Genomic DNA, 20070 nt, shown 5'->3' with positions numbered 1-20070 from the left:
GCAGTGGAAACGCTTTCGCAATCGTCCTTTTGGACGGGTGAACTACCTTTAGTTTATCGCGTTGCGAAATAACAAAAATCTGGAGGAATGTCGTGCAAACTTTTCAAGCCGATCTTGCCGTTATAGGCGCTGGCGGGGCTGGATTACGTGCTGCGATTGCTGCAGCACAAGCTAATCCCAACGCTAAAATCGCATTGATTTCAAAAGTCTATCCGATGCGCAGCCATACGGTTGCCGCAGAAGGAGGATCCGCCGCCGTTGCGCAGGATCATGACAGCTTCGAATACCATTTCCACGACACGGTTGCAGGGGGCGACTGGCTTTGCGAGCAGGATGTCGTTGACTACTTTGTACACCATTGTCCTACGGAGATGACCCAGCTTGAACAGTGGGGATGTCCGTGGAGCCGTCGTCCGGACGGCAGCGTCAACGTTCGCCGCTTCGGCGGGATGAAGATCGAACGCACCTGGTTCGCTGCCGATAAAACCGGCTTCCACATGTTGCACACCCTGTTCCAGACCTCCCTTCAGTTCCCACAGATTCAGCGCTTTGACGAACATTTCGTCCTCGACATTCTGGTTGATGACGGTCAGGCGCGCGGTCTGGTGGCGATGAACATGATGGAAGGCACCCTCGTCCAGATCCGCGCCAACGCGGTGGTCATGGCTACCGGCGGTGCGGGGCGTGTTTACCGCTACAACACCAACGGCGGTATCGTCACCGGTGACGGCATGGGCATGGCGCTCAGCCACGGCGTGCCGCTGCGGGATATGGAGTTCGTGCAGTATCACCCTACTGGCCTGCCCGGCTCCGGCATTCTGATGACGGAAGGCTGCCGTGGTGAAGGCGGGATCCTGGTCAATAAAAATGGCTACCGCTATCTGCAGGATTACGGCATGGGCCCGGAAACCCCGCTCGGCGAGCCGAAAAACAAATACATGGAACTGGGCCCACGCGACAAAGTGTCTCAGGCCTTCTGGCACGAGTGGCGCAAAGGCAACACCATCTCCACGCCACGCGGCGATGTGGTCTACCTCGACCTGCGTCATCTTGGCGAGAAGAAACTGCTGGAACGTCTGCCGTTCATTTGCGAACTGGCAAAAGCCTATGTTGGCGTCGATCCGGTGAAAGAGCCGATTCCGGTACGTCCAACGGCCCACTACACCATGGGCGGTATCGAAACCGATCAGCAGTGCGAAACCCGCATTAAAGGGCTGTTTGCCGTGGGCGAGTGCTCCTCTGTCGGCCTGCACGGTGCTAACCGTCTGGGGTCAAACTCACTGGCGGAGCTGGTGGTCTTTGGCCGCATGGCGGGCGAACGCGCGATGGAGCGTGCTGCCACCGCGGGCGAGGCGAACAGCGCGGCGCTGGATGCCCAGGTCGTTGACGTCGAAAAACGGCTGAAAAACCTGGTGAACCAGGAAGGAAATGAAAACTGGTCGAAAATCCGCGACGAGATGGGCCTGTCGATGGAGGAAGGCTGCGGTATCTATCGTACCCCTGAGCTGATGCAAAAAACCGTGGATAAGCTGGCAGAGCTGCAGGAACGCTTCAAGCGCGTGCGCATTACCGATACCTCCAGCGTGTTCAACACAGACCTGCTCTATACCATTGAGTTGGGTCACGGCCTGAACGTGGCGGAATGTATGGCGCACTCTGCGCTGGCACGTAAAGAGTCACGCGGCGCGCATCAGCGTCTTGATGAAGGCTGCACCGAACGTGATGACGTCAATTTCCTGAAACACACTCTCGCCTGGCGCGATGCGGATGGCACCACCCGTCTGGACTACAGCGACGTGAAAATCACGACGTTGCCACCGGCTAAACGCGTGTATGGCGCAGAAGCAGAAGCCGCCGAGAAGAAGGAGAAGGCGAATGGCTGAGATGCAGAAACTGAAAATCGAAGTGGTGCGCTACAATCCGGAAGTGGACACCGCACCGCACAGCGCATTCTATGAAGTCCCTTATGACGAGCAAACCTCTCTGCTGGATGCGCTCGGCTATATCAAAGATAACCTTGCGCCGGACCTGAGCTACCGCTGGTCGTGCCGTATGGCAATCTGCGGCTCCTGCGGCATGATGGTCAACAAGGTGCCGAAACTGGCCTGTAAAACTTTCCTGCGTGAATACACCAAAGGCATCAAAGTAGAAGCGCTGGGTAACTTCCCGATTGAACGCGATCTGGTGGTCGATATGACCCACTTTATCGAAAGTCTGGAAGCGATTAAGCCGTACATCATCGGCAATCCACGTACGCCGGATCAGGGGACGAACACCCAGACGCCAGCTCAGATGGCGAAATACCATCAGTTCTCCGGCTGCATCAACTGTGGTCTGTGCTACGCCGCGTGTCCACAGTTTGGTCTGAATCCAGAGTTTATTGGCCCGGCGGCTATTACCCTGGCACACCGCTATAACGAGGACAGCCGCGACCACGGTAAAAAAGAACGTATGGCGCAGCTTAACAGCCAGAACGGCGTCTGGAGCTGTACTTTTGTGGGCTACTGCTCCGAAGTCTGTCCGAAGCACGTCGACCCGGCCGCCGCTATTCAGCAGGGTAAAGTGGAAAGCTCGAAAGACTTTCTTATCGCCACCCTGAAACCACGCTAAGGAGTGCATAATGACGACTAAACGCAAAGCCTACGTGCGGCCAATGCCGTCCACCTGGTGGAAGAAACTGCCGTTTTATCGCTTCTATATGCTGCGTGAAGGCACCGCGGTGCCGGCGGTCTGGTTCAGCCTGGAGCTGATGTACGGCGTTTATGCCCTCAAACATGGCCCTGAAACCTGGGCCAGCTTTGTCGGCTTCCTGCAAAACCCCATCATCGTGATCCTGAACCTGATTGTGCTCGCGGCAGCGCTGCTTCATACCAAAACCTGGTTTGAACTGGCGCCAAAAGCGGCGAATATCATCATTAAAGACGAGAAAATGGGGCCAGAGCCGGTCATTAAAGGGCTATGGGGCGTGACGATCCTCGTCACTGTGGTCATTCTGTTTGTCGCACTGTTCTGGTAAGGAGACTACTGTGATTAATCCAAATCCAAAACGTTCTGACGAGCCGGTCTTCTGGGGACTGTTTGGCGCAGGGGGGATGTGGAGCGCCATCATCGCGCCGGTCATCATCCTGCTGGTCGGTATTATGCTGCCACTGGGGCTGTTTCCGGGCGATGCGCTGGGTTACGAGCGAGTACTGGCCTTTGCCAGCAGCTTTATTGGCCGTGTGTTCCTCTTCCTGATGATCGTCCTGCCGCTGTGGTGTGGCCTGCACCGTATTCACCACGCGATGCATGACCTGAAAATCCATGTCCCGAGCGGGAAATGGGTGTTCTACGGCCTGGCAACCATCCTGACGGTGGTTACGCTGATTGCCGTGGTTACTATCTGATACATCAGGCCCGCCTCCCGGCGGGCCTTTCATTTCTGCATTTTCCCCACCAGCCACTGCGCAAACTCACGCATTGCAGGGGTTTCTGTCCGTGACTGCAATCGGGTTAACCAGTAACTGCCCAGCTCAATCTGTGTCGCAAACGGCTGAATGATACGTTCGCTGTTCAGCAGATGAGTGAACATACCCACAGGTGCGATAGCAATTCCCACGCCGGCCTGCGCGGCTTCCAGCATGGTAACGGATGAATCAAACACCATCACCCGATGCGTTGGTGACGGCGGGAGTTCGCCCGCGGCCTGCATCCACGCCGACCATTCATCGCGTCGGTAAGAGCGCAGCAGCGTAAACTTCAGCATGTCCGCCGGTGCTTGTAGCCCGACGGCAATTTCAGGCGTGCACAGCGGAGCCAGCGGCGAAGAACACAGAAACGTCGCTTCAGTGCCATGCCACGCCCCTCCACCGTAGCGGATCGTGTAATCCAGCCCTTCGGCGGCCGGATCGACGCGGTTATTATGGGTCGAAAGATGCAGATCGATATGCGGATAGCGGCGACGGAAATCATCCAGCTGCGCGAATAACACCCCGGTCGCAAAAGTCCCCACCACGCCAATTTTAAGCTTCTCCAGCGCGCGATGACTGGCAAAGCGATCCAGCATGCCGGCGATACGATCAAACGAATCGTTCAGCACCGGCAGCAGATTCTCGCCCTCTGTCGTCAGCATCAATCCGCGCGAAACCCGGACAAACAGCTGACAGTTCAGATGTTGTTCCAGCGTCTTAACGTGCTGACTGATGGCTGAATGGGTGACATTCAGCTCAATGGCAGCATTAGTAAAACTGAGGTGCCTTGCAGCGGCTTCGAAGGCACGAAGCGAATTAAGCGGTAAATAGCTGCGTGTCATCGACCCATCCGTTAGAAAAATTAACAGCTAATGCTAAATTTAACCGTTTGTCAGCCACAGTCAAATCCAACAGACTGGGTATGTCTGACGGGCCCGGACACTCCCTTGACTCGCTATTACGGAAGATAACTGATGATGAAAAAATCCCTGTGCTGCGCCCTGCTGCTCAGCACCTCCTGCGCTGCATTAGCCGCACCTCTGTCAGAAACACAGCTGGCGAAGGTCGTGGAACGTACCGTTACGCCCCTGATGAAAGCGCAGTCTATTCCGGGTATGGCGGTCGCCGTGATCTATCAGGGCCAGCCGCACTACTTCACCTTCGGCAAGGCCGATGTCGCCGCGAACACACCCGTCACTGCACAAACGCTGTTTGAGCTGGGCTCAATCAGCAAAACCTTCACCGGCGTACTGGGTGGCGATGCTATTGCTCGCGGTGAAATTTCGCTGGGCGATCCGGTGACCAAATACTGGCCTGAGCTGACCGGCAAACAGTGGCAGGGCGTTCGCATGCTGGACCTGGCAACCTATACTGCCGGTGGCCTGCCGTTACAGGTGCCCGATGAGGTTACCGATAATGCCTCACTGCTGCGTTTTTACCAGTCCTGGCAACCACAGTGGGCGCCAGGCACCACGCGTCTTTATGCGAATGCCAGCATCGGTCTGTTTGGTGCTCTGGCGGTGAAACCTTCTGGCATGCGCTTTGAGCAGGCGATGACGGAGCGGGTCCTGAAGCCGCTTAACCTGAACCATACGTGGATTAACGTTCCGAAGTCAGAAGAACAGCATTACGCCTGGGGTTATCGTGACGGTAAAGCGGTTCACGTTTCGCCGGGCATGCTCGACGCCGAAGCGTATGGCGTGAAAACCAACGTGAAGGATATGGCGAGCTGGGTGATGGCTAACATGGCCCCCGATGGCGTACAGGATGCCTCACTGAAGCAGGGCATGGTGCTTGCACAGTCTCGCTACTGGCGCACAGGCTCGATGTACCAGGGCCTGGGCTGGGAGATGATCAACTGGCCGGTAGAAGCCAAAACCGTGGTGGAGGGCAGCGACAACAAAGTAGCGCTTGCGCCGTTGCCCGTGGCAGAAGTGAACCCTCCTGCACCACCGGTAAAAGCGTCATGGGTACATAAAACAGGCTCGACGGGCGGATTTGGCAGCTACGTGGCATTTATTCCTGAGAAGGAACTCGGCATCGTTATGCTGGCGAACAAGAGCTACCCGAACCCGGCACGCGTGGAAGCGGCATACCGTATTCTGAGCGCTCTGCAGTAACATCTTGCCGGGTGATGCTGATGCCCACCCGGCCTGCAAAATTCCCGCATTTTCCTTGCTGTCATCTACACTTAACAAAAAACAGTAAGGAAACTCCTATGCGCATTTTGCCTGTTATCGCCGCAGTGACAGCCGCGTTTTTAGTGGTTGCCTGCAGCTCCCCGACTCCCCCTCCCGGCGTTACCGTTGTCAGCAATTTCGACGCACAACGTTTTCTTGGAACATGGTATGAAATCGCGCGCCTTGACCACCGTTTTGAACGGGGTTTAGAGAAGGTCACGGCAAATTACAGCCCGATGGATGACGGCGGTATTCAGGTTATCAACCGGGGCTATAATCCGGACCGGGAAATGTGGCAGCAGTCGATTGGACAAGCGTACTTTACCGGCGACCCGCGACGGGCCGCGCTCAAAGTCTCCTTCTTCGGCCCGTTCTATGGAGGATATAACGTGATCGCGCTCGACAGAGAGTACCGTCACGCGCTGGTCTGCGGGCCGGATCGCAACTATCTGTGGATCCTCTCTCGCACCCCAACCCTTTCACCTGAGATGAAACAGCAGATGCTGGACGTCGCGACCCGGCAAGGGTTTGATGTGTCGAAACTCATCTGGGTAGAACAACCCCATTAATGGGTACTGAGCTTCAACCCAATAATACCGGCCACAATCAGGGCGAGGCTGGCGATACGCGCCAGACTCGCTGACTCACCCAACAGCAGGATCCCCGTGATGGCCGCCCCCACGGCGCCAATTCCCGTCCAGACGGCATACGCTGTCCCCACCGGTAAAGAACGCATCGCCCACGAGAGCAAAACGATACTCACAATCATCGCGGTAAGGGTAATGACGCTGGGTGTCAGGCGGGTAAAACCGTGGGTGTACTTCAGACCTATCGCCCATACCACTTCGAGCAGGCCAGCAATAACAAGAATGATCCAGGACATTTCAGGCTCCTTAACTTAAATGCAAGTTGGGGCCGTCCCCGATGAAGGAAGCGCTTACGGGTCGTCCCGCAAGGCAAAGATTACGCCTCATATTTTGGTTAGCGTGCGATTTTTTTTCAATCCTTTTGTGCTGAACATGTTAAGGCAAGAAATAGCCGCAGTATGCCGCGCAGTTCAGGCATTTATCACTCATCCGACTTCTCTATGATGATGTGCTTTCTGATGGCAGGAAGCCAAACCACTAGCCGACTGCGAATATAATATGTTCAAAATTCTTTTGATTGACCGTTGTCACTTCACCCGCACCGGGTTTGAAGCATGGCTCAATCATTCCGGTTTATTTCCGGAAAACGTCGTTGTGACCGGCCTGAATAATCTTTTCCTCGCCAGAGAGCACATTCTGCAATGGAAACCGACGCTGGTTATTGCTGACCTGCATGGGTTCAGACAGGATGTACATCCCTTTCAGTCCCTCTCATCTTTGCTGAACGCCAGCGAAAGAGTGCCCTTTATTTTGCTGCAATCGGGTGAGGATAGTGAAATGACCACCTGGCTGAAGCAATTCCCGGTCTGGTCATCGCTGTTGAAAAATGCCCGTCTTGAACAACTGGGGACAGTTATCCACGACGCACTCATTTCGCACGCGAACAGTGAAAAGCCAAAGGTAACCGCGCCTTTGCTGACGCGCCAGGAGGAGAAAGTGCTGACGTTGTGGATGGATGGTGCCAGCAATCAGAAAATTGCGGCTCACCTGAGTATTAACGGTAAAACGGTCTATACCTATAAACGAAATATCCGCATGAAGTTGCATATGGATACGCGTTATTCACCGTTTTTATCCCTGCAGGAATCAGAAAGCTGACGGTACGAAACCCGTCTGGTTCCGTACCGTTTATTCAATTACTGCTGTGCTTTACTTGCCGCACCAGAGATTGCGCTACCACCTTCAGAAATATCCTGACCAACGCCACGCGTGGTATTACAGGCTGTTAATACTGAAGAAAGTACCAGGACTGAAAAGATCGCTGCAATTGTCTTCTTAACCATAATATCGTCCTTTTATAGCCAAAGTTGTTTTGTGTATAGCAATTTAAGAATAGACAATATCCCGTCGTTTGACGGAAAAGGACGCATTTTTAGGAAAATTAGACGGGGTTAGCTGGCCGCGTGAGAAATGATATGGCCGAGATCCTGGATATCTTCCCCCATTCCACGCGTGGTGTTACAGCCGGAAAGCAACGCGCTGGACAGCGCTAACAGAAGCAGAATTTTAACGGTACGGTTCATCATCCCTGCCTGCAAAAAACAGGCGCAGCGGGCGCTGCGCCTTCAGTCTTGACGTAAATTACTTCACGCGAGATACGTATTCGCCGGAGCGGGTATCTACTTTGATCACTTCACCAGTCTGTACGAACAGTGGAACTTTAACCACTGCACCGGTGGACAGGGTAGCTGGCTTGCCGCCAGTACCTGCGGTATCACCTTTCAGACCTGGGTCGGTTTCAACGATTTCCAGCTCTACGAAGTTTGGTGGGGTAACAGCGATAGGCTGGCCGTTCCACAGGGTCACGATGCACTCAGCCTGGTCCAGCAGCCATTTTTCGCTATCGCCAATCGCTTTAGCATCCGCAGACAGCTGCTCGAACGTTTCGTTGTTCATGAAGTGCCAGAACTCACCGTCGTTGTACAGGTAAGTCAGGTTCATATCGACAACATCAGCGCCTTCAGCGGAGTCAGTAGACTTGAAGGTTTTCTCAACACGGGTACCGGTCAGCAGGCGACGCAGCTTAACGCGCGCGAATGCCTGGCCTTTACCTGGTTTAACGAATTCGCTGGCTTCAACCGCGTACGGTTCGCCGTCCATCATGATTTTAAGACCAGCACGAAAATCGTTGCTATAGTACGTTGCCATAAGGCCCTCTAAATTTGTTAACTGGTAGCTAAGCCACAAAATGGCGCATATTGTAACCCTAAACACCCCGTCCAGAGAAGATTGGTTATCGCAACTTGCCGATGTAATCACCAGTCCTGATGAATTGCTGCGTCTGTTAGACCTCGATCAGCACCCAGAGTTGCTTGCAGGCCGCGAGGCTAAGCGACTTTTTGCCCTGCGGGTTCCCCGCGCGTTTGTTGCCCGTATGGAGAAAGGAAACCCTGACGATCCATTATTAAAACAAACGCTTACTGCGCAGGAAGAGTTTATATCAGCGCCAGGATACAGCACCGATCCTCTGGAAGAGCAGAACAGTGTGGTACCGGGTTTACTGCACAAATATCTCAACCGTGCTCTTCTGCTGGTGAAAGGCGGTTGCGCGGTAAACTGCCGTTATTGTTTCCGTCGCCACTTCCCGTATGCCGAAAATCAGGGTAATAAACGCAACTGGCAGGTCGCCCTGGACTATATCGCCGCCCATCCGGAACTGGATGAGATCATTTTTTCAGGTGGCGATCCGCTGATGGCAAAAGATCATGAGCTGGACTGGCTGTTGACCCAGCTTGAAGCCATTCCACACATTAAGCGTTTGCGCATCCACAGCCGTTTACCGATTGTTATTCCGGCACGCATCACGGACGGTCTGGTATCTCGCCTTGAGCAGTCTCGTTTACAGGTTCTGCTGGTGAACCATATCAACCATGCGAATGAAATCGATGAGGCATTCCGTGCGGCGATGGCGCGTCTGCGTAAAGCGGGTGTGACGCTGTTGAACCAGAGCGTGTTGCTACGCGGTGTGAATGATAATGCCCGGGTTCTGGCGGAGCTCAGTAATGCGTTATTCGATGCGGGCGTGATGCCCTACTACCTGCACGTACTGGATCGTGTGCAAGGCGCGGCGCATTTCATGGTCACGGATGAAGAGGCCCGGCAGATTATGCGCGAACTGTTAACGCTGGTTTCAGGCTATATGGTGCCGAAGCTGGCGCGAGAGATTGGCGGTGAGCCGAGTAAGACGCCGCTGGATTTGCAACTGCGGCAACAATAACGGCAGGTGGCGCTACGCTTATCCGCCCGGTGGGGTTTGGCGCAGCGCCATCAGCAATGTAGATCAGTTAGGGCACTTATAGACCTGGCCATTCATCTGGCTGGCCGTTGGCACGAAGCTGGACAACATCCCTTGCGACGGGCTGCTCACACCGTAAATCACGTTGCCACCCATCTCTGCAGCCTGGTTACGCAGCGCGTTAGCGGCACCGCGCATAGATCCACCTTCTTCACCGTGCTGACCCGACATCCAGTTGCTTTGCTCACCGGTTGCCGTGCCTAAAAACTGGCACTCGTTACCCGGCTTATCTTCAACAAAGCGAACGCCCTGACCTGCAGCAGACAGCTCATTGCTGGAGCTACAACCCGCCAGCAGCAATGCTGCTCCTACGATCCCTGCACAGACTTTTACGCGCATGTTATTCCTCGTTTTCAATAAGCTGGACAGCAGATGTTGTCCGTGTGTAAACCTTATACTAAAAAGATGACCAAAAGAAAAACCCCCGAGCATTTCTGCCCGGGGGTTTTTCTCATTCTAAGCGGTAAAGCGCACGATTACATCATGCCGCCCATACCACCCATGCCGCCCATACCCGCGGCACCTAAGTCAGGTGCGTCGCCTTTAGGCATGTCGGTCACCATGCACTCGGTAGTGATCATCAGACCCGCTACAGAGGCCGCGTACTGCAGTGCAGAACGGGTCACTTTGGTTGGATCCAGGATACCGAAGTCGATCATGTTGCCGTATTCTTCAGTTGCAGCGTTGTAACCGTAGTTACCTTCGCCCGCTTTCACCATGTTCGCAACCACGGATGGCTCTTCACCAGCGTTGGAAACGATCTGACGCAGTGGTGCTTCCATTGCGCGCAGCGCAACTTTGATACCCACGTTCTGATCTTCGTTCTGAGCAGTCAGGCCAGCCAGTTTAGCGGCAACACGCACCAGCGCGACACCACCACCAGCTACCACGCCTTCTTCTACTGCTGCACGGGTCGCGTGCAGAGCATCGTCAACGCGTGCTTTCTTCTCTTTCATTTCAACTTCAGTTGCCGCGCCCACTTTGATTACTGCCACGCCGCCTGCCAGTTTCGCTACGCGCTCCTGCAGTTTTTCACGGTCGTAATCAGAGGTTGCTTCTTCAATCTGCTTACGGATCTGAGCAACACGGCCCTGAATAGCCGCTTCTTCACCCACGCCATCGATGATGGTGGTGGTGTCTTTGTTGATCACAACGCGTTTAGCCTGGCCCAGGTCTTCCAGGGTCGCTTTTTCCAGCTCCATACCGATCTCTTCAGAGATTACGGTACCGCCAGTCAGGGTAGCGATATCCTGCAGCATCGCTTTACGGCGGTCGCCGAAGCCAGGTGCTTTAACCGCAGCCACTTTCACGATGCCACGCATGGTGTTAACCACCAGGGTCGCCAGTGCTTCACCTTCAACGTCTTCAGCAATGATAACCAGCGGCTTGCCTGCTTTCGCAACGGCTTCCAGCACTGGCAGCATTTCACGGATGTTGGAGATTTTCTTGTCAGCCAGCAGGATGAATGGGCTTTCCAGCTCAACAGCGCCCGTTTCTGGCTTGTTGATGAAGTATGGGGACAGGTAACCGCGGTCGAACTGCATACCTTCAACCACGTCCAGTTCGTCTTCCAGACCGGTACCGTCTTCAACGGTGATCACGCCTTCTTTACCGACTTTGTCCATCGCTTCTGCGATCAGTTTACCTACGGTTTCGTCGGAGTTAGCGGAGATAGTACCAACCTGAGCAATCGCTTTAGAGTCGGAGCATGGAACGGACAGTGTTTTCAGCTCTTCAACCGCCGCAGTAACCGCTTTGTCGATACCGCGCTTCAGATCCATTGGGTTCATACCCGCAGCAACGGCTTTCAGACCTTCGGTGATGATAGCTTGTGCCAGTACGGTTGCGGTGGTGGTACCGTCGCCTGCAGCGTCGTTCGCTTTAGAGGCAACTTCTTTCACCATCTGCGCGCCCATGTTTTCGAACTTGTCTTCCAGCTCGATTTCACGTGCTACAGAAACACCGTCTTTCGTGATGGTTGGCGCGCCGAAGGATTTATCCAGCACTACGTTACGGCCTTTCGGGCCCAGGGTCACTTTAACTGCATCTGCCAGTACGTTTACGCCGCGGAGCATTTTTACACGAGCGTCGTTACCGAATTTTACGTCTTTAGCTGCCATGTTCTTATTTCCTCAAATTCTCGTGCGTAAAATTACGCTTCAACAATTGCCAGAATGTCGCTTTCGGACATGATCAACACTTCTTCATTGTCGATCTTCTCGGATTTCACGCCGTAGCCATCGTTGAAAATTACGATGTCACCAACTTTAACGTCCAGTGGCTGCACAGTTCCGTTTTCCAGAATGCGGCCCTTACCGACAGCGATGATTTCGCCACGCGTTGATTTTGCTGCTGCAGAACCAGTCAGAACGATGCCGCCAGCAGACTTGGTTTCAACTTCTTTACGTTTGACGATCACACGATCATGTAACGGACGAATACTCATTGATAGCTCTCCTTTGAGAAAGTCATTATCAGTTATGGATGACGCCGGTCCGCACGCGGTTTTCCGACTAGTGCCCTGAGAGATGGGGATAGCTTTTTCCCCCTTCAAGGGGCAGACGAAAAAAAATTTGCGAAAGTGTTACCATCGCCTCTCTTTTGATCGTGGCAGGGCGATGTCAATGAGTGGACTAAAACAGGAGTTGGGACTGGCGCAGGGCGTGGGTCTGCTGTCGACCTCCTTGTTAGGTACGGGTGTGTTTGCGGTACCCGCGCTGGCAGCACTGGTGGCCGGCAATAATAGCCTGTGGGCGTGGCCAGTGCTGATTGTGCTGGTGTTTCCGGTCGCGGTCGTGTTTGCCATCCTCGGACGGCATTTCCCCAGCGCGGGCGGCGTAGCGCACTTTGTCGGTATGGCGTTTGGTCCGCGACTGGAGCGGGTCACCGGCTGGCTGTTTCTTTCTGTTATTCCAGTCGGTCTACCGGCAGCGTTGCATATCGCGACCGGTTTTGGCCAGGCGCTGTTTGGCTGGCATAACGAGCAACTGCTGCTGGCCGAGCTGGGTACGCTGGCCATCGTCTGGTGGGTCGGCTCACGGGGTGCCAGCTCGAGTGCCAACCTGCAAACCGTCGTTGCAATACTGATTGTGGCCCTCATTGTCGCCATCTGGTGGAAAGGGGATATTACGCTGAAGGAGATCCCCTTCCCCGCGGTAAGTGAGGTCAACCATTCGCAGCTGTTCGCTGCGCTGTCGGTGATGTTCTGGTGTTTTGTTGGGCTGGAGGCGTTCACCCATCTGGCCTCTGAGTTTAAACAACCGGAACGGGATTTCCCGCGCGCCCTGATGATTGGCCTGCTGTTAGCAGGTACCGTTTACTGGGCATGTACCGTGCTGGTACTGCATTTCAACGCGTTCGCCGCGGATAAAGCGGCCGCTGCCTCGCTGCCGGGCATTGTGGTGCAACTGTTTGGTCTGAAAGCGCTGTGGGTCGCCTGTGTTATTGGCTATCTGGCCTGTTTTGCCAGCCTCAATATCTACATCCAGAGCTTTGCACGTCTGGTATGGTCGCAGGCGCTTGATAAACCAGAGAGCCGCCTTGCGCGCCTGTCTAAACGTCAGCTGCCGTTGAATGCGCTTAATACCGTGCTGGGCTGCTGCGTCTTGAGTTCGCTATGTATTTACGGGCTGAATATCAATCTTGATGCCCTGATCGTGTACGCCAACGGGATTTTCATCATGATCTACCTGCTGTGCATGCTGGCGGGTTGTCGTCTGCTGAAAGGTCGCTATAAAGCGCTGGCAGTGGTTGGTGGCGTGCTTTGCCTGCTGTTGATGGCGATGGTGGGGTGGAAAAGCCTGTATGCGATTAGCATGCTGGCGGGGCTGTGGCTGTTTTTACCGAAACGCGGCACCCTGTAAAACAAAGCCCGGTAGCGATTCGATTACCGGGCCTGGTCTCTTTTACCGATCGTCTTTATGGTCTAAACGGTCGCGCTGTTCATCTTTACGCTGATACTCCCCTTCGAAAGTATCCCCCGGTCCAGTGCTGAATCCACCGCCCGGCATACGGCTAAAACGCAGATGCGGCAGTAGCTTCATGGTCAGGTGTTTTTGCACCGGCGGCAGAAGCAGCAGCAGGCCGAGGAAGTCAGTGAAGAACCCCGGCAGGATCAGCAGCAGGCCAGCAATAATCAGCGAGACGCTTTTGATCATCTCAGCGGCCGGGCTTTCGCCTGCGGCCATCTTTTGCTGCATTATCAGGAAATTTTTGAAACCCTGATTACGCACCAGCGACATGCCGATCACCGAAGTGAAAATCACCAGAATCAGCGTTAACAGGACACCCAGTACATGGGCGACCTGGATAAAAATTGAAATCTCGATGTAAACATAGAGAAAGAAAGCAATAAATGGTACCCAGCGCACTGGCATCTCCTGTGTGGCAGGTGCCCTCAGGCCCCTGTCTGAATGTGTTCGCGAAACGCGTCTGTAAGAAATGGTGACGGTTAGCCAAAATTCAATCGGTTTGCACGGATATTTTTTCTGGAAATTTTAAAGCGGTGACTCATTTCACAGATTAATAATTATCATGGAATCGGGTCGATAATAAGTGATCCAGATTACGGCAATTCGCTATCATCAGCATATGATCTCGAACATCTGGCTGATTGAGGGAATAATCGTCGGTCAGAAAATATTCAAAACCACATAAATACTGTGTGTTTAGTACAATCCATCGGCAGCTTGAAAAGAAGGTTCACATGTTAAACAACATTCGTATCGAAGAAGACTTGTTGGGTACCAGGGAAGTTCCAGCGGATGCCTACTATGGTGTTCACACTCTGAGAGCGATTGAAAACTTCTACATCAGCAACAACAAAATCAGCGACATCCCTGAATTTGTACGTGGCATGGTGATGGTGAAAAAAGCCGCAGCACTGGCCAATAAAGAGCTGCAAACCATTCCGAAAAGCGCGGCAAATGCGATTATCGCTGCCTGCGATGAAGTGCTGAACAACGGCAAATGCATGGATCAGTTCCCGGTCGATGTCTATCAGGGCGGCGCGGGCACCTCCGTCAACATGAACACCAACGAAGTACTGGCAAACATCGGCCTGGAGCTGATGGGTCATCAGAAAGGTGAATACCAGTATCTGAATCCGAACGACCACGTTAATAAATGTCAGTCCACTAACGACGCCTACCCAACCGGCTTCCGTATCGCGGTGTATGCCTCCGTGGTGAAACTGGTGGACGCCATTAATCAGCTGGGTGATGGCTTCCAGCGCAAAGCCGTTGAGTTCCAGGACATCCTGAAAATGGGTCGTACCCAGCTGCAGGACGCGGTTCCGATGACCCTCGGTCAGGAATTCCACGCGTTTAACGTGCTGCTTAACGAAGAAACTAAAAACCTGCTGCGCACCTCCGAGCTGCTGCTGGAAGTGAACCTGGGCGCAACCGCCATCGGCACGCGTCTGAATACGCCGGACGGTTACCAGCAGCTGGCGGTACAGAAGCTGGCTGAAGTCTCTAACCTGCCGGTTGTGCCTGCAGAAGATCTGATTGAAGCCACCTCCGACTGCGGCGCGTACGTTATGGTTCACAGCGCCCTGAAACGTCTGGCGGTGAAACTCTCCAAAATCTGTAATGACCTGCGCCTGCTCTCTTCCGGTCCACGCGCTGGCCTGAATGAAATCAACCTGCCAGAGCTGCAGGCCGGTTCGTCCATCATGCCGGCGAAAGTGAACCCGGTAGTGCCAGAAGTGGTAAACCAGGTCTGCTTTAAAGTCATCGGTAACGATACAACCGTGACCATGGCCTCTGAAGCCGGTCAGCTGCAGCTGAACGTCATGGAGCCGGTCATCGGCCAGGCAATGTTTGAATCCATCCACATTCTGACCAACGCCTGCTACAACCTGCTGGAGAAATGCGTTAACGGCATCACCGCAAACAAAGAAGTTTGTGAAGGGTATGTCTACAACTCCATCGGCATCGTCACCTACCTCAACCCGTTCATCGGCCACCATAACGGCGACATCGTCGGTAAGATTTGCGCCGAAACAGGTAAGAGTGTGCGTGAAGTCGTTCTGGAGCGTGGACTGTTGACCGAAGCCGAGCTGGACGATATCTTCTCGGCCCAGAACCTGATGCACCCGGCATACAAAGCGAAACGATATACCGATGAAAGCGAACAGTAGCAGTTCAGGCTAGGCTTCCTTAAGGCACGTCACTTGTGACGTGCCTTTTTTCTTTATAGGCGTTACCAAAATACAACAATTCAATATCAACTTGTTAATAAGCAAGGCAGGTCCTTATGTTTGGAGCAGAACTCGTCATCGTCCTGTTGGCGATTTATTTGGGAGCAAGACTCGGGGGTATCGGCATTGGTTTTGCCGGCGGTCTCGGGGTGCTCGTACTTACCCTTATCTTTCAGATTAAACCCGGCGCAATCCCTTTTGACGTTATCGAAATCATCATGGCGGTTATTGCCGCTATCGCAGCCATGCAGGTGGCAGGCGGTATGGACTACCTGGTGAGCCTGGCGGAGCGTATGTTACGCCGCCATCCAAAATACATTACCTTCCTTGCCCCGCTGGTGACGTGGTTTATGACCATTCTCGCCGGTACTGGCCACACCGCCTTCTCCACGCTGCCGGTCATTACCGAAGTGGCGAAAGAGCAGGGCATCCGTCCGTCTCGTCCACTCTCGATTGCCGTGGTCGCGTCCCAGATTGCGATTACCGCATCACCTATCTCCGCTGCGGTGGTCTTCTTCGCCGGTATCCTTGAGCCTATGGGCGTGAGTTACCTGACGCTGCTGGCCATCTGTATTCCGGTGACGCTGATTGCAGTGATGATCACCGCCGTGCTGTGTAACTTCCTCGGCGCCGAACTGAAAGACGATCCGGTTTATCAGGAGCGTCTGGCAAAAGGTGAAGTGAAACTGCGTGGTAGCCAGGTCTTCGAACTGAAGCCGCATGCAAAACGCTCCGTCTTGCTGTTCCTGATCGGTATCGTTGCGGTCATGTTCTACGCAACCGCCATCAGTGACACCGTGGGTCTGATCCAGAACCCGGTCCTGCCGCGTAACGAAGCGATTGTGGTATTCATGCTGACTATCGCCACGCTGATCAGCATCACCTGTAAAATCGACACCAGCGAAGTGCTCAACGCCAGCACCTTTAAATCCGGTATGAGCGCCTGCGTGTGTGTACTGGGTGTGGCCTGGCTTGGTGATACCTTCGTGAAAGCTCACATCAGCGATATCCAGACCGTTGCGGGCGACCTGCTGCACAACTATCCGTGGCTCCTGGCTGTGGTGCTGTTCTTTGCCGCAACCCTGCTTTACTCTCAGGCGGCCACCACCAAAGCCCTGATGCCTGCGGCGCTGATGCTGGGTGTTACCCCGCTGACGGCTATTGCCTCGTTTGCTGCCGTTTCTGCACTGTTCGTTTTACCCACCTACCCAACCCTGCTGGCGGCGGTTGAGATGGATGACACTGGCTCGACTCGCATCGGTAAGTACGTATTTAACCATGCGTTCCTGATCCCGGGCGTGGTGGCTATCTCGCTGTGCGTGATCCTCGGCTTTATCATTGGCGGCATCGTGCTGTAAACAATGATGGGTTGTAAAAATAGTTAAAAACGGGCCGCTCTGCGGCCCGTTTCATTAATGACCAATAGCCTTGCGTGATATAGTGAAGACTTTCGTGATGAGGAGGTCGACTTGTGAACACGCCTGATGCTGTTGTTGTCCTTTGTACCGCCCCTGATGAAGCCTCTGCCCAGGATCTCGCCGCCAAAGTGCTGGCCGAAAAACTGGCAGCCTGCGTGACGCTCCTTCCTGGCGCCACCTCCCTTTACTACTGGGAAGGTAAACTGGAGCAGGAGTACGAAGTCCAGATGTTGCTCAAAACCAATCTGGCGAACCAGCAGGCACTCCTGGACTGCCTCAAATCTCATCATCCTTATCAAACCCCCGAACTGCTGGTATTGCCAGTGGTCCACGGCGACAACGATTATCTCTCATGGCTCAACGCTTCCTTACGCTGATCCTGCTGCTGTGCAGCACATCAGTTTTTGCCGGGTTATTTGACGCTCCCGGCCGTTCGAACGTTATTTCTGCCGACCAGGCATTTATTTTCGATTTTCAACAAGACCAGCATGACCTGAATCTTACCTGGCAGATAAAAGAGGGGTATTACCTCTATCGCAAGCAGGTCAGCATCACGCCTGCTCAGGCAAAGGTAGGCCCACTTCAGATGCCTGCGGGCGAGTGGCATGAAGACGAGTTTTTCGGCAAAAGTGAAATCTATCGCCAGCGGTTAAGCGTGCCCGTGGCGGTCAATCAGGCCGATAAAGGCGCCACCGTGACCGTCACGTATCAGGGCTGTGCCGACGCGGGCTTCTGCTATCCGCCGGAAACCAAAGTCATTCCGCTGAGCGAAGTTAAAGCGGCCGACAGTATGCCTGCGCCTCCCGCAGATGAGAGCGCCGGAATGAAGGACGACGGTCACACAGCACTGCCCTTCTCCGCCTTGTGGGCTTTACTGATTGGTATCGGCATCGCCTTCACGCCGTGCGTGCTGCCCATGTATCCGCTTATCTCCGGAATTGTCCTCGGCGGTAAGCAACGCCTTTCAACCGCACGCGCCCTGCTGCTGGCCTTTATCTACGTGCAGGGTATGGCGTTAACCTACACCGCACTGGGCCTCGTGGTTGCTGCTGCCGGACTGCAGTTCCAGGCTGCACTTCAGCACCCTTATGTGCTGGCTGGCCTGTCGATCGTATTTATTCTGCTGGCGCTGTCGATGTTTGGTTTGTTCAGCTTACAGCTGCCGTCCGCGTTGCAGACTCGCTTAACGCTGATGAGTAACCGTCAGCAGGGTGGTTCCCCGGGCGGCGTGTTCGTGATGGGTGCCATCGCCGGGTTGATTTGCTCACCGTGCACTACCGCGCCACTGAGCGCGATCCTGCTGTATATTGCCCAGAGCGGTAACATGTGGCTCGGCGGTGGTACGTTGTATCTCTACGCGCTGGGAATGGGTCTGCCATTGATTCTGGTAACGGTATTTGGCAACCGTCTGCTGCCCAAGAGCGGCCCGTGGATGGAGACGGTGAAAACCGCGTTTGGTTTTGTCATTCTGGCGCTGCCGGTGTTCTTGCTCGAGCGTATTATCGGCGACGTCTGGGGGATGCGCCTGTGGGCAATGCTCGGTGTTGCTTTCTTCTGTTGGGCGTTTATCACAAGCCTGGCAGCGAAAAAGCCGTGGATGCGTCTGGTGCAAATCCTCCTGCTCGCCGCCGCGCTGGTGAGCGTACGGCCACTGCAGGACTGGGCATTTGGCACACCCGCGGGACAAACGCAGGCGCATTTGAACTTCATCCAGATAAAGAACGTGGATGAACTCAACAGCGCACTGGCGCAGGCGAAAGGCAAACCGGTCATGCTGGATCTGTATGCGGACTGGTGTGTCGCCTGTAAAGAATTCGAAAAGTACACGTTTAGCGATCCGCAGGTGCAAGGTGCACTGAAAGAGACGGTTCTGCTCCAGGCAAACGTCACCGCCAACAGTACAGCGGATAAGGCACTGCTGAAGCAACTTAACGTGCTGGGTCTGCCAACCATTCTGTTCTTCAATGAACAGGGCCAGGAGCAGCCCGCACAGCGTGTAACCGGGTTTATGGACGCGACGGCATTCAGCGCGCATTTGCGCAATCGCCAACCGTAAACAACACTTGAAACGGGACAAACCGTTGGGAATAACGGAGGAGATAACCGTGCAACGCGAAGACGTACTGGGACAAGCCCTGCAATTACTTGAGATTCAAGGGATCGCCAGCACCACGCTTGAGATGGTAGCCGACCGTATTGATTATCCTCTGGATGAACTCATGCGCTTCTGGCCGGATAAAGAGGCGCTGCTTTACGATGCCCTGCGTTATCTCAGCCAGCAGGTTGATGTCTGGCGCAGGCAGCTAATGTTAAATGAAGAACTGACTGCGGAGCAAAAGCTGCTGGCGCGTTATACCGCCCTGAGCGAATGCGTAAGCAACAACCGTTATCCGGGTTGCCTGTTTATTGCCGCCTGCACCTTCTACCCTGACCCCGGCCATCCTATCCATCAACTGGCGGATCAGCAAAAGCGGGCGGCGCATGATTTCACGCACGAACTGCTGACCACGCTCGAAGTGGATGACCCGGCGATGGTCGCTAAGCAGATGGAGCTGGTACTGGAAGGTTGCCTGAGCCGTATGCTGGTAAACCGTAGCCAGGCCGATGTGGATACAGCACACCGTCTGGCCGAAGATATCCTGCGTTTTGCGCAGTGTCGTATGGGTGGTGCGCTGACGTAATCTGTCTGAAGAATTTGACCTGTTCGGCGCGTAAACCGTCAGATTGCCGCAAAGTTAAGCAGTTGAACGGCTTTTCCCGAAATAGTGTTGACGATCAGGCGCGTTTGCGGTTTAATGCGCTCCGTTGCCCGGATAGCTCAGTCGGTAGAGCAGGGGATTGAAAATCCCCGTGTCCTTGGTTCGATTCCGAGTCCGGGC

General features: G+C 54.3%; 23 protein-coding genes and 1 tRNA gene. 15 read left to right on the top strand and 9 right to left on the bottom strand.

What is annotated here, in order from left to right; all coding sequences use genetic code 11:
• The first annotated feature begins 92 nt into the window (after window positions 1–92).
• From frdA to frdD, 4 genes are read left to right on the top strand one after another with little or no spacing between them, the layout of a single operon-like run.
• Window positions 93–1883, top strand: coding sequence for a fumarate reductase (quinol) flavoprotein subunit (frdA, locus tag ACMVME_RS10080; protein ID WP_014168298.1), 1791 nt, complete (start codon window positions 93–95; stop codon window positions 1881–1883).
• Complete coding sequence (gene frdB, locus ACMVME_RS10075; protein WP_020882957.1) at window positions 1876–2610, top strand: fumarate reductase iron-sulfur protein; 735 nt, start codon at window positions 1876–1878, stop codon at window positions 2608–2610. Before frdA ends, frdB begins: the two co-directional genes overlap by 8 nt.
• A gap of 10 nt (window positions 2611–2620) precedes the next feature.
• Window positions 2621–3016, top strand: coding sequence for a fumarate reductase subunit FrdC (gene frdC, locus ACMVME_RS10070; protein WP_014168296.1), 396 nt, complete (start codon window positions 2621–2623; stop codon window positions 3014–3016).
• Window positions 3017–3026: 10 nt separating this feature from the next.
• Window positions 3027–3386 carry a fumarate reductase subunit FrdD gene (frdD, locus tag ACMVME_RS10065; RefSeq protein WP_032679414.1) on the top strand — a complete coding sequence of 120 codons (360 nt, stop codon included), beginning with the start codon at window positions 3027–3029 and terminating at the stop codon, window positions 3384–3386.
• Window positions 3387–3415: 29 nt separating this feature from the next.
• On the opposite strand, the gene ampR is transcribed toward frdD, so the two are convergent.
• Window positions 3416–4291, bottom strand: a complete 876-nt coding sequence (ampR, locus tag ACMVME_RS10060) for a LysR family transcriptional regulator AmpR (protein ID WP_068795295.1) — start codon at window positions 4289–4291, stop codon at window positions 3416–3418.
• 132 nt (window positions 4292–4423) lie between these two features.
• Between ampR and blaACT the strand changes: the two genes are divergently transcribed.
• Window positions 4424–5569 (top strand): ACT family cephalosporin-hydrolyzing class C beta-lactamase, encoded by a 1146-nt coding sequence (gene blaACT, locus ACMVME_RS10055; protein ID WP_081308105.1) that lies wholly within the window; start codon window positions 4424–4426, stop codon window positions 5567–5569.
• Window positions 5570–5667: 98 nt separating this feature from the next.
• On the top strand, window positions 5668–6198 hold the full coding sequence (locus ACMVME_RS10050) for a lipocalin family protein (RefSeq protein ID WP_014168292.1): 531 nt from the start codon (window positions 5668–5670) through the stop codon (window positions 6196–6198).
• Here ACMVME_RS10050 and sugE read toward each other — a convergent pair.
• On the bottom strand, window positions 6195–6512 hold the full coding sequence (gene sugE, locus ACMVME_RS10045) for a quaternary ammonium compound efflux SMR transporter SugE (RefSeq protein ID WP_032681885.1): 318 nt from the start codon (window positions 6510–6512) through the stop codon (window positions 6195–6197). The genes ACMVME_RS10050 and sugE overlap by 4 nt on opposite strands.
• 262 nt (window positions 6513–6774) lie before the next feature.
• Between sugE and ACMVME_RS10040 the strand changes: the two genes are divergently transcribed.
• The gene (locus tag ACMVME_RS10040; RefSeq protein ID WP_068795296.1) at window positions 6775–7374 is read left to right on the top strand and encodes a helix-turn-helix transcriptional regulator; all 600 of its coding nucleotides are present in this window, start codon (window positions 6775–6777) and stop codon (window positions 7372–7374) included.
• 38 nt (window positions 7375–7412) lie between these two features.
• On the opposite strand, the gene ecnB is transcribed toward ACMVME_RS10040, so the two are convergent.
• From ecnB to efp, 3 genes are all read right to left on the bottom strand, one after another.
• Window positions 7413–7559 carry a lipoprotein toxin entericidin B gene (gene ecnB, locus ACMVME_RS10035; RefSeq protein ID WP_014168289.1) on the bottom strand — a complete coding sequence of 49 codons (147 nt, stop codon included), beginning with the start codon at window positions 7557–7559 and terminating at the stop codon, window positions 7413–7415.
• A gap of 108 nt (window positions 7560–7667) precedes the next feature.
• On the bottom strand, window positions 7668–7799 hold the full coding sequence (locus tag ACMVME_RS10030) for an entericidin A/B family lipoprotein (protein WP_025206267.1): 132 nt from the start codon (window positions 7797–7799) through the stop codon (window positions 7668–7670).
• Between the two features lie 58 nt (window positions 7800–7857).
• Entirely contained in the window at window positions 7858–8424 is a 567-nt protein-coding gene (efp, locus tag ACMVME_RS10025) for an elongation factor P (RefSeq protein ID WP_014882207.1), read from the bottom strand.
• Window positions 8425–8464: 40 nt separating this feature from the next.
• On the opposite strand from efp, the gene epmB reads away from it, so the two are divergent.
• The gene (epmB, locus tag ACMVME_RS10020) at window positions 8465–9493 is read left to right on the top strand and encodes an EF-P beta-lysylation protein EpmB (protein ID WP_025206268.1); all 1029 of its coding nucleotides are present in this window, start codon (window positions 8465–8467) and stop codon (window positions 9491–9493) included.
• A gap of 63 nt (window positions 9494–9556) precedes the next feature.
• On the opposite strand, the gene ACMVME_RS10015 is transcribed toward epmB, so the two are convergent.
• From ACMVME_RS10015 to ACMVME_RS10005, 3 genes are all read right to left on the bottom strand, one after another.
• A complete protein-coding gene (locus ACMVME_RS10015) occupies window positions 9557–9910 on the bottom strand; it encodes a DUF4156 domain-containing protein (protein ID WP_020882965.1) in 354 nt (117 codons plus the stop codon).
• 137 nt (window positions 9911–10047) lie between these two features.
• Window positions 10048–11691, bottom strand: a complete 1644-nt coding sequence (gene groL, locus ACMVME_RS10010) for a chaperonin GroEL (protein WP_032679409.1) — start codon at window positions 11689–11691, stop codon at window positions 10048–10050.
• 32 nt (window positions 11692–11723) lie between these two features.
• Window positions 11724–12017: a co-chaperone GroES gene (locus ACMVME_RS10005; RefSeq protein ID WP_003855929.1), complete on the bottom strand. Its 294-nt coding sequence runs from the start codon at window positions 12015–12017 to the stop codon at window positions 11724–11726.
• A 178-nt stretch (window positions 12018–12195) separates the two neighbouring features.
• Here ACMVME_RS10005 and yjeH point away from each other — a divergent pair, with 178 nt between their 5' ends.
• Window positions 12196–13434: an L-methionine/branched-chain amino acid transporter gene (gene yjeH, locus ACMVME_RS10000; RefSeq protein ID WP_068795297.1), complete on the top strand. Its 1239-nt coding sequence runs from the start codon at window positions 12196–12198 to the stop codon at window positions 13432–13434.
• Window positions 13435–13476: 42 nt separating this feature from the next.
• Here the strand turns inward: yjeH and ACMVME_RS09995 are convergent, their stop codons facing one another.
• Window positions 13477–13941: an FxsA family protein gene (locus ACMVME_RS09995; protein WP_020882967.1), complete on the bottom strand. Its 465-nt coding sequence runs from the start codon at window positions 13939–13941 to the stop codon at window positions 13477–13479.
• Between the two features lie 335 nt (window positions 13942–14276).
• On the opposite strand from ACMVME_RS09995, the gene aspA reads away from it, so the two are divergent.
• The 6 genes from aspA (at window position 14277) to ACMVME_RS09965 (ending at window position 20070) form a co-directional block, all read left to right on the top strand.
• A complete protein-coding gene (aspA, locus tag ACMVME_RS09990) occupies window positions 14277–15713 on the top strand; it encodes an aspartate ammonia-lyase (protein WP_020882968.1) in 1437 nt (478 codons plus the stop codon).
• A 116-nt stretch (window positions 15714–15829) separates the two neighbouring features.
• Window positions 15830–17131, top strand: coding sequence for an anaerobic C4-dicarboxylate transporter (locus ACMVME_RS09985; RefSeq protein ID WP_006178930.1), 1302 nt, complete (start codon window positions 15830–15832; stop codon window positions 17129–17131).
• 113 nt (window positions 17132–17244) lie between these two features.
• The gene (gene cutA, locus ACMVME_RS09980; protein WP_014168278.1) at window positions 17245–17568 is read left to right on the top strand and encodes a divalent cation tolerance protein CutA; all 324 of its coding nucleotides are present in this window, start codon (window positions 17245–17247) and stop codon (window positions 17566–17568) included.
• Entirely contained in the window at window positions 17544–19247 is a 1704-nt protein-coding gene (locus ACMVME_RS09975; protein WP_068795298.1) for a protein-disulfide reductase DsbD, read from the top strand. Before cutA ends, ACMVME_RS09975 begins: the two co-directional genes overlap by 25 nt.
• Before the next feature lie 49 nt (window positions 19248–19296).
• Window positions 19297–19872 carry a transcriptional regulator gene (locus tag ACMVME_RS09970; protein WP_020882970.1) on the top strand — a complete coding sequence of 192 codons (576 nt, stop codon included), beginning with the start codon at window positions 19297–19299 and terminating at the stop codon, window positions 19870–19872.
• A 126-nt stretch (window positions 19873–19998) separates the two neighbouring features.
• Window positions 19999–20070, top strand: a tRNA-Phe gene (locus tag ACMVME_RS09965).

It is taken from the genome of Enterobacter cloacae complex sp. 2024EL-00711, from assembly GCF_047529885.1.
GTDB lineage: Bacteria > Pseudomonadota > Gammaproteobacteria > Enterobacterales > Enterobacteriaceae > Enterobacter > Enterobacter ludwigii.
The sequence above is the reverse complement of the archived record's forward strand: the minus strand, read 5'-3'. Positions and strand labels throughout refer to the sequence as shown.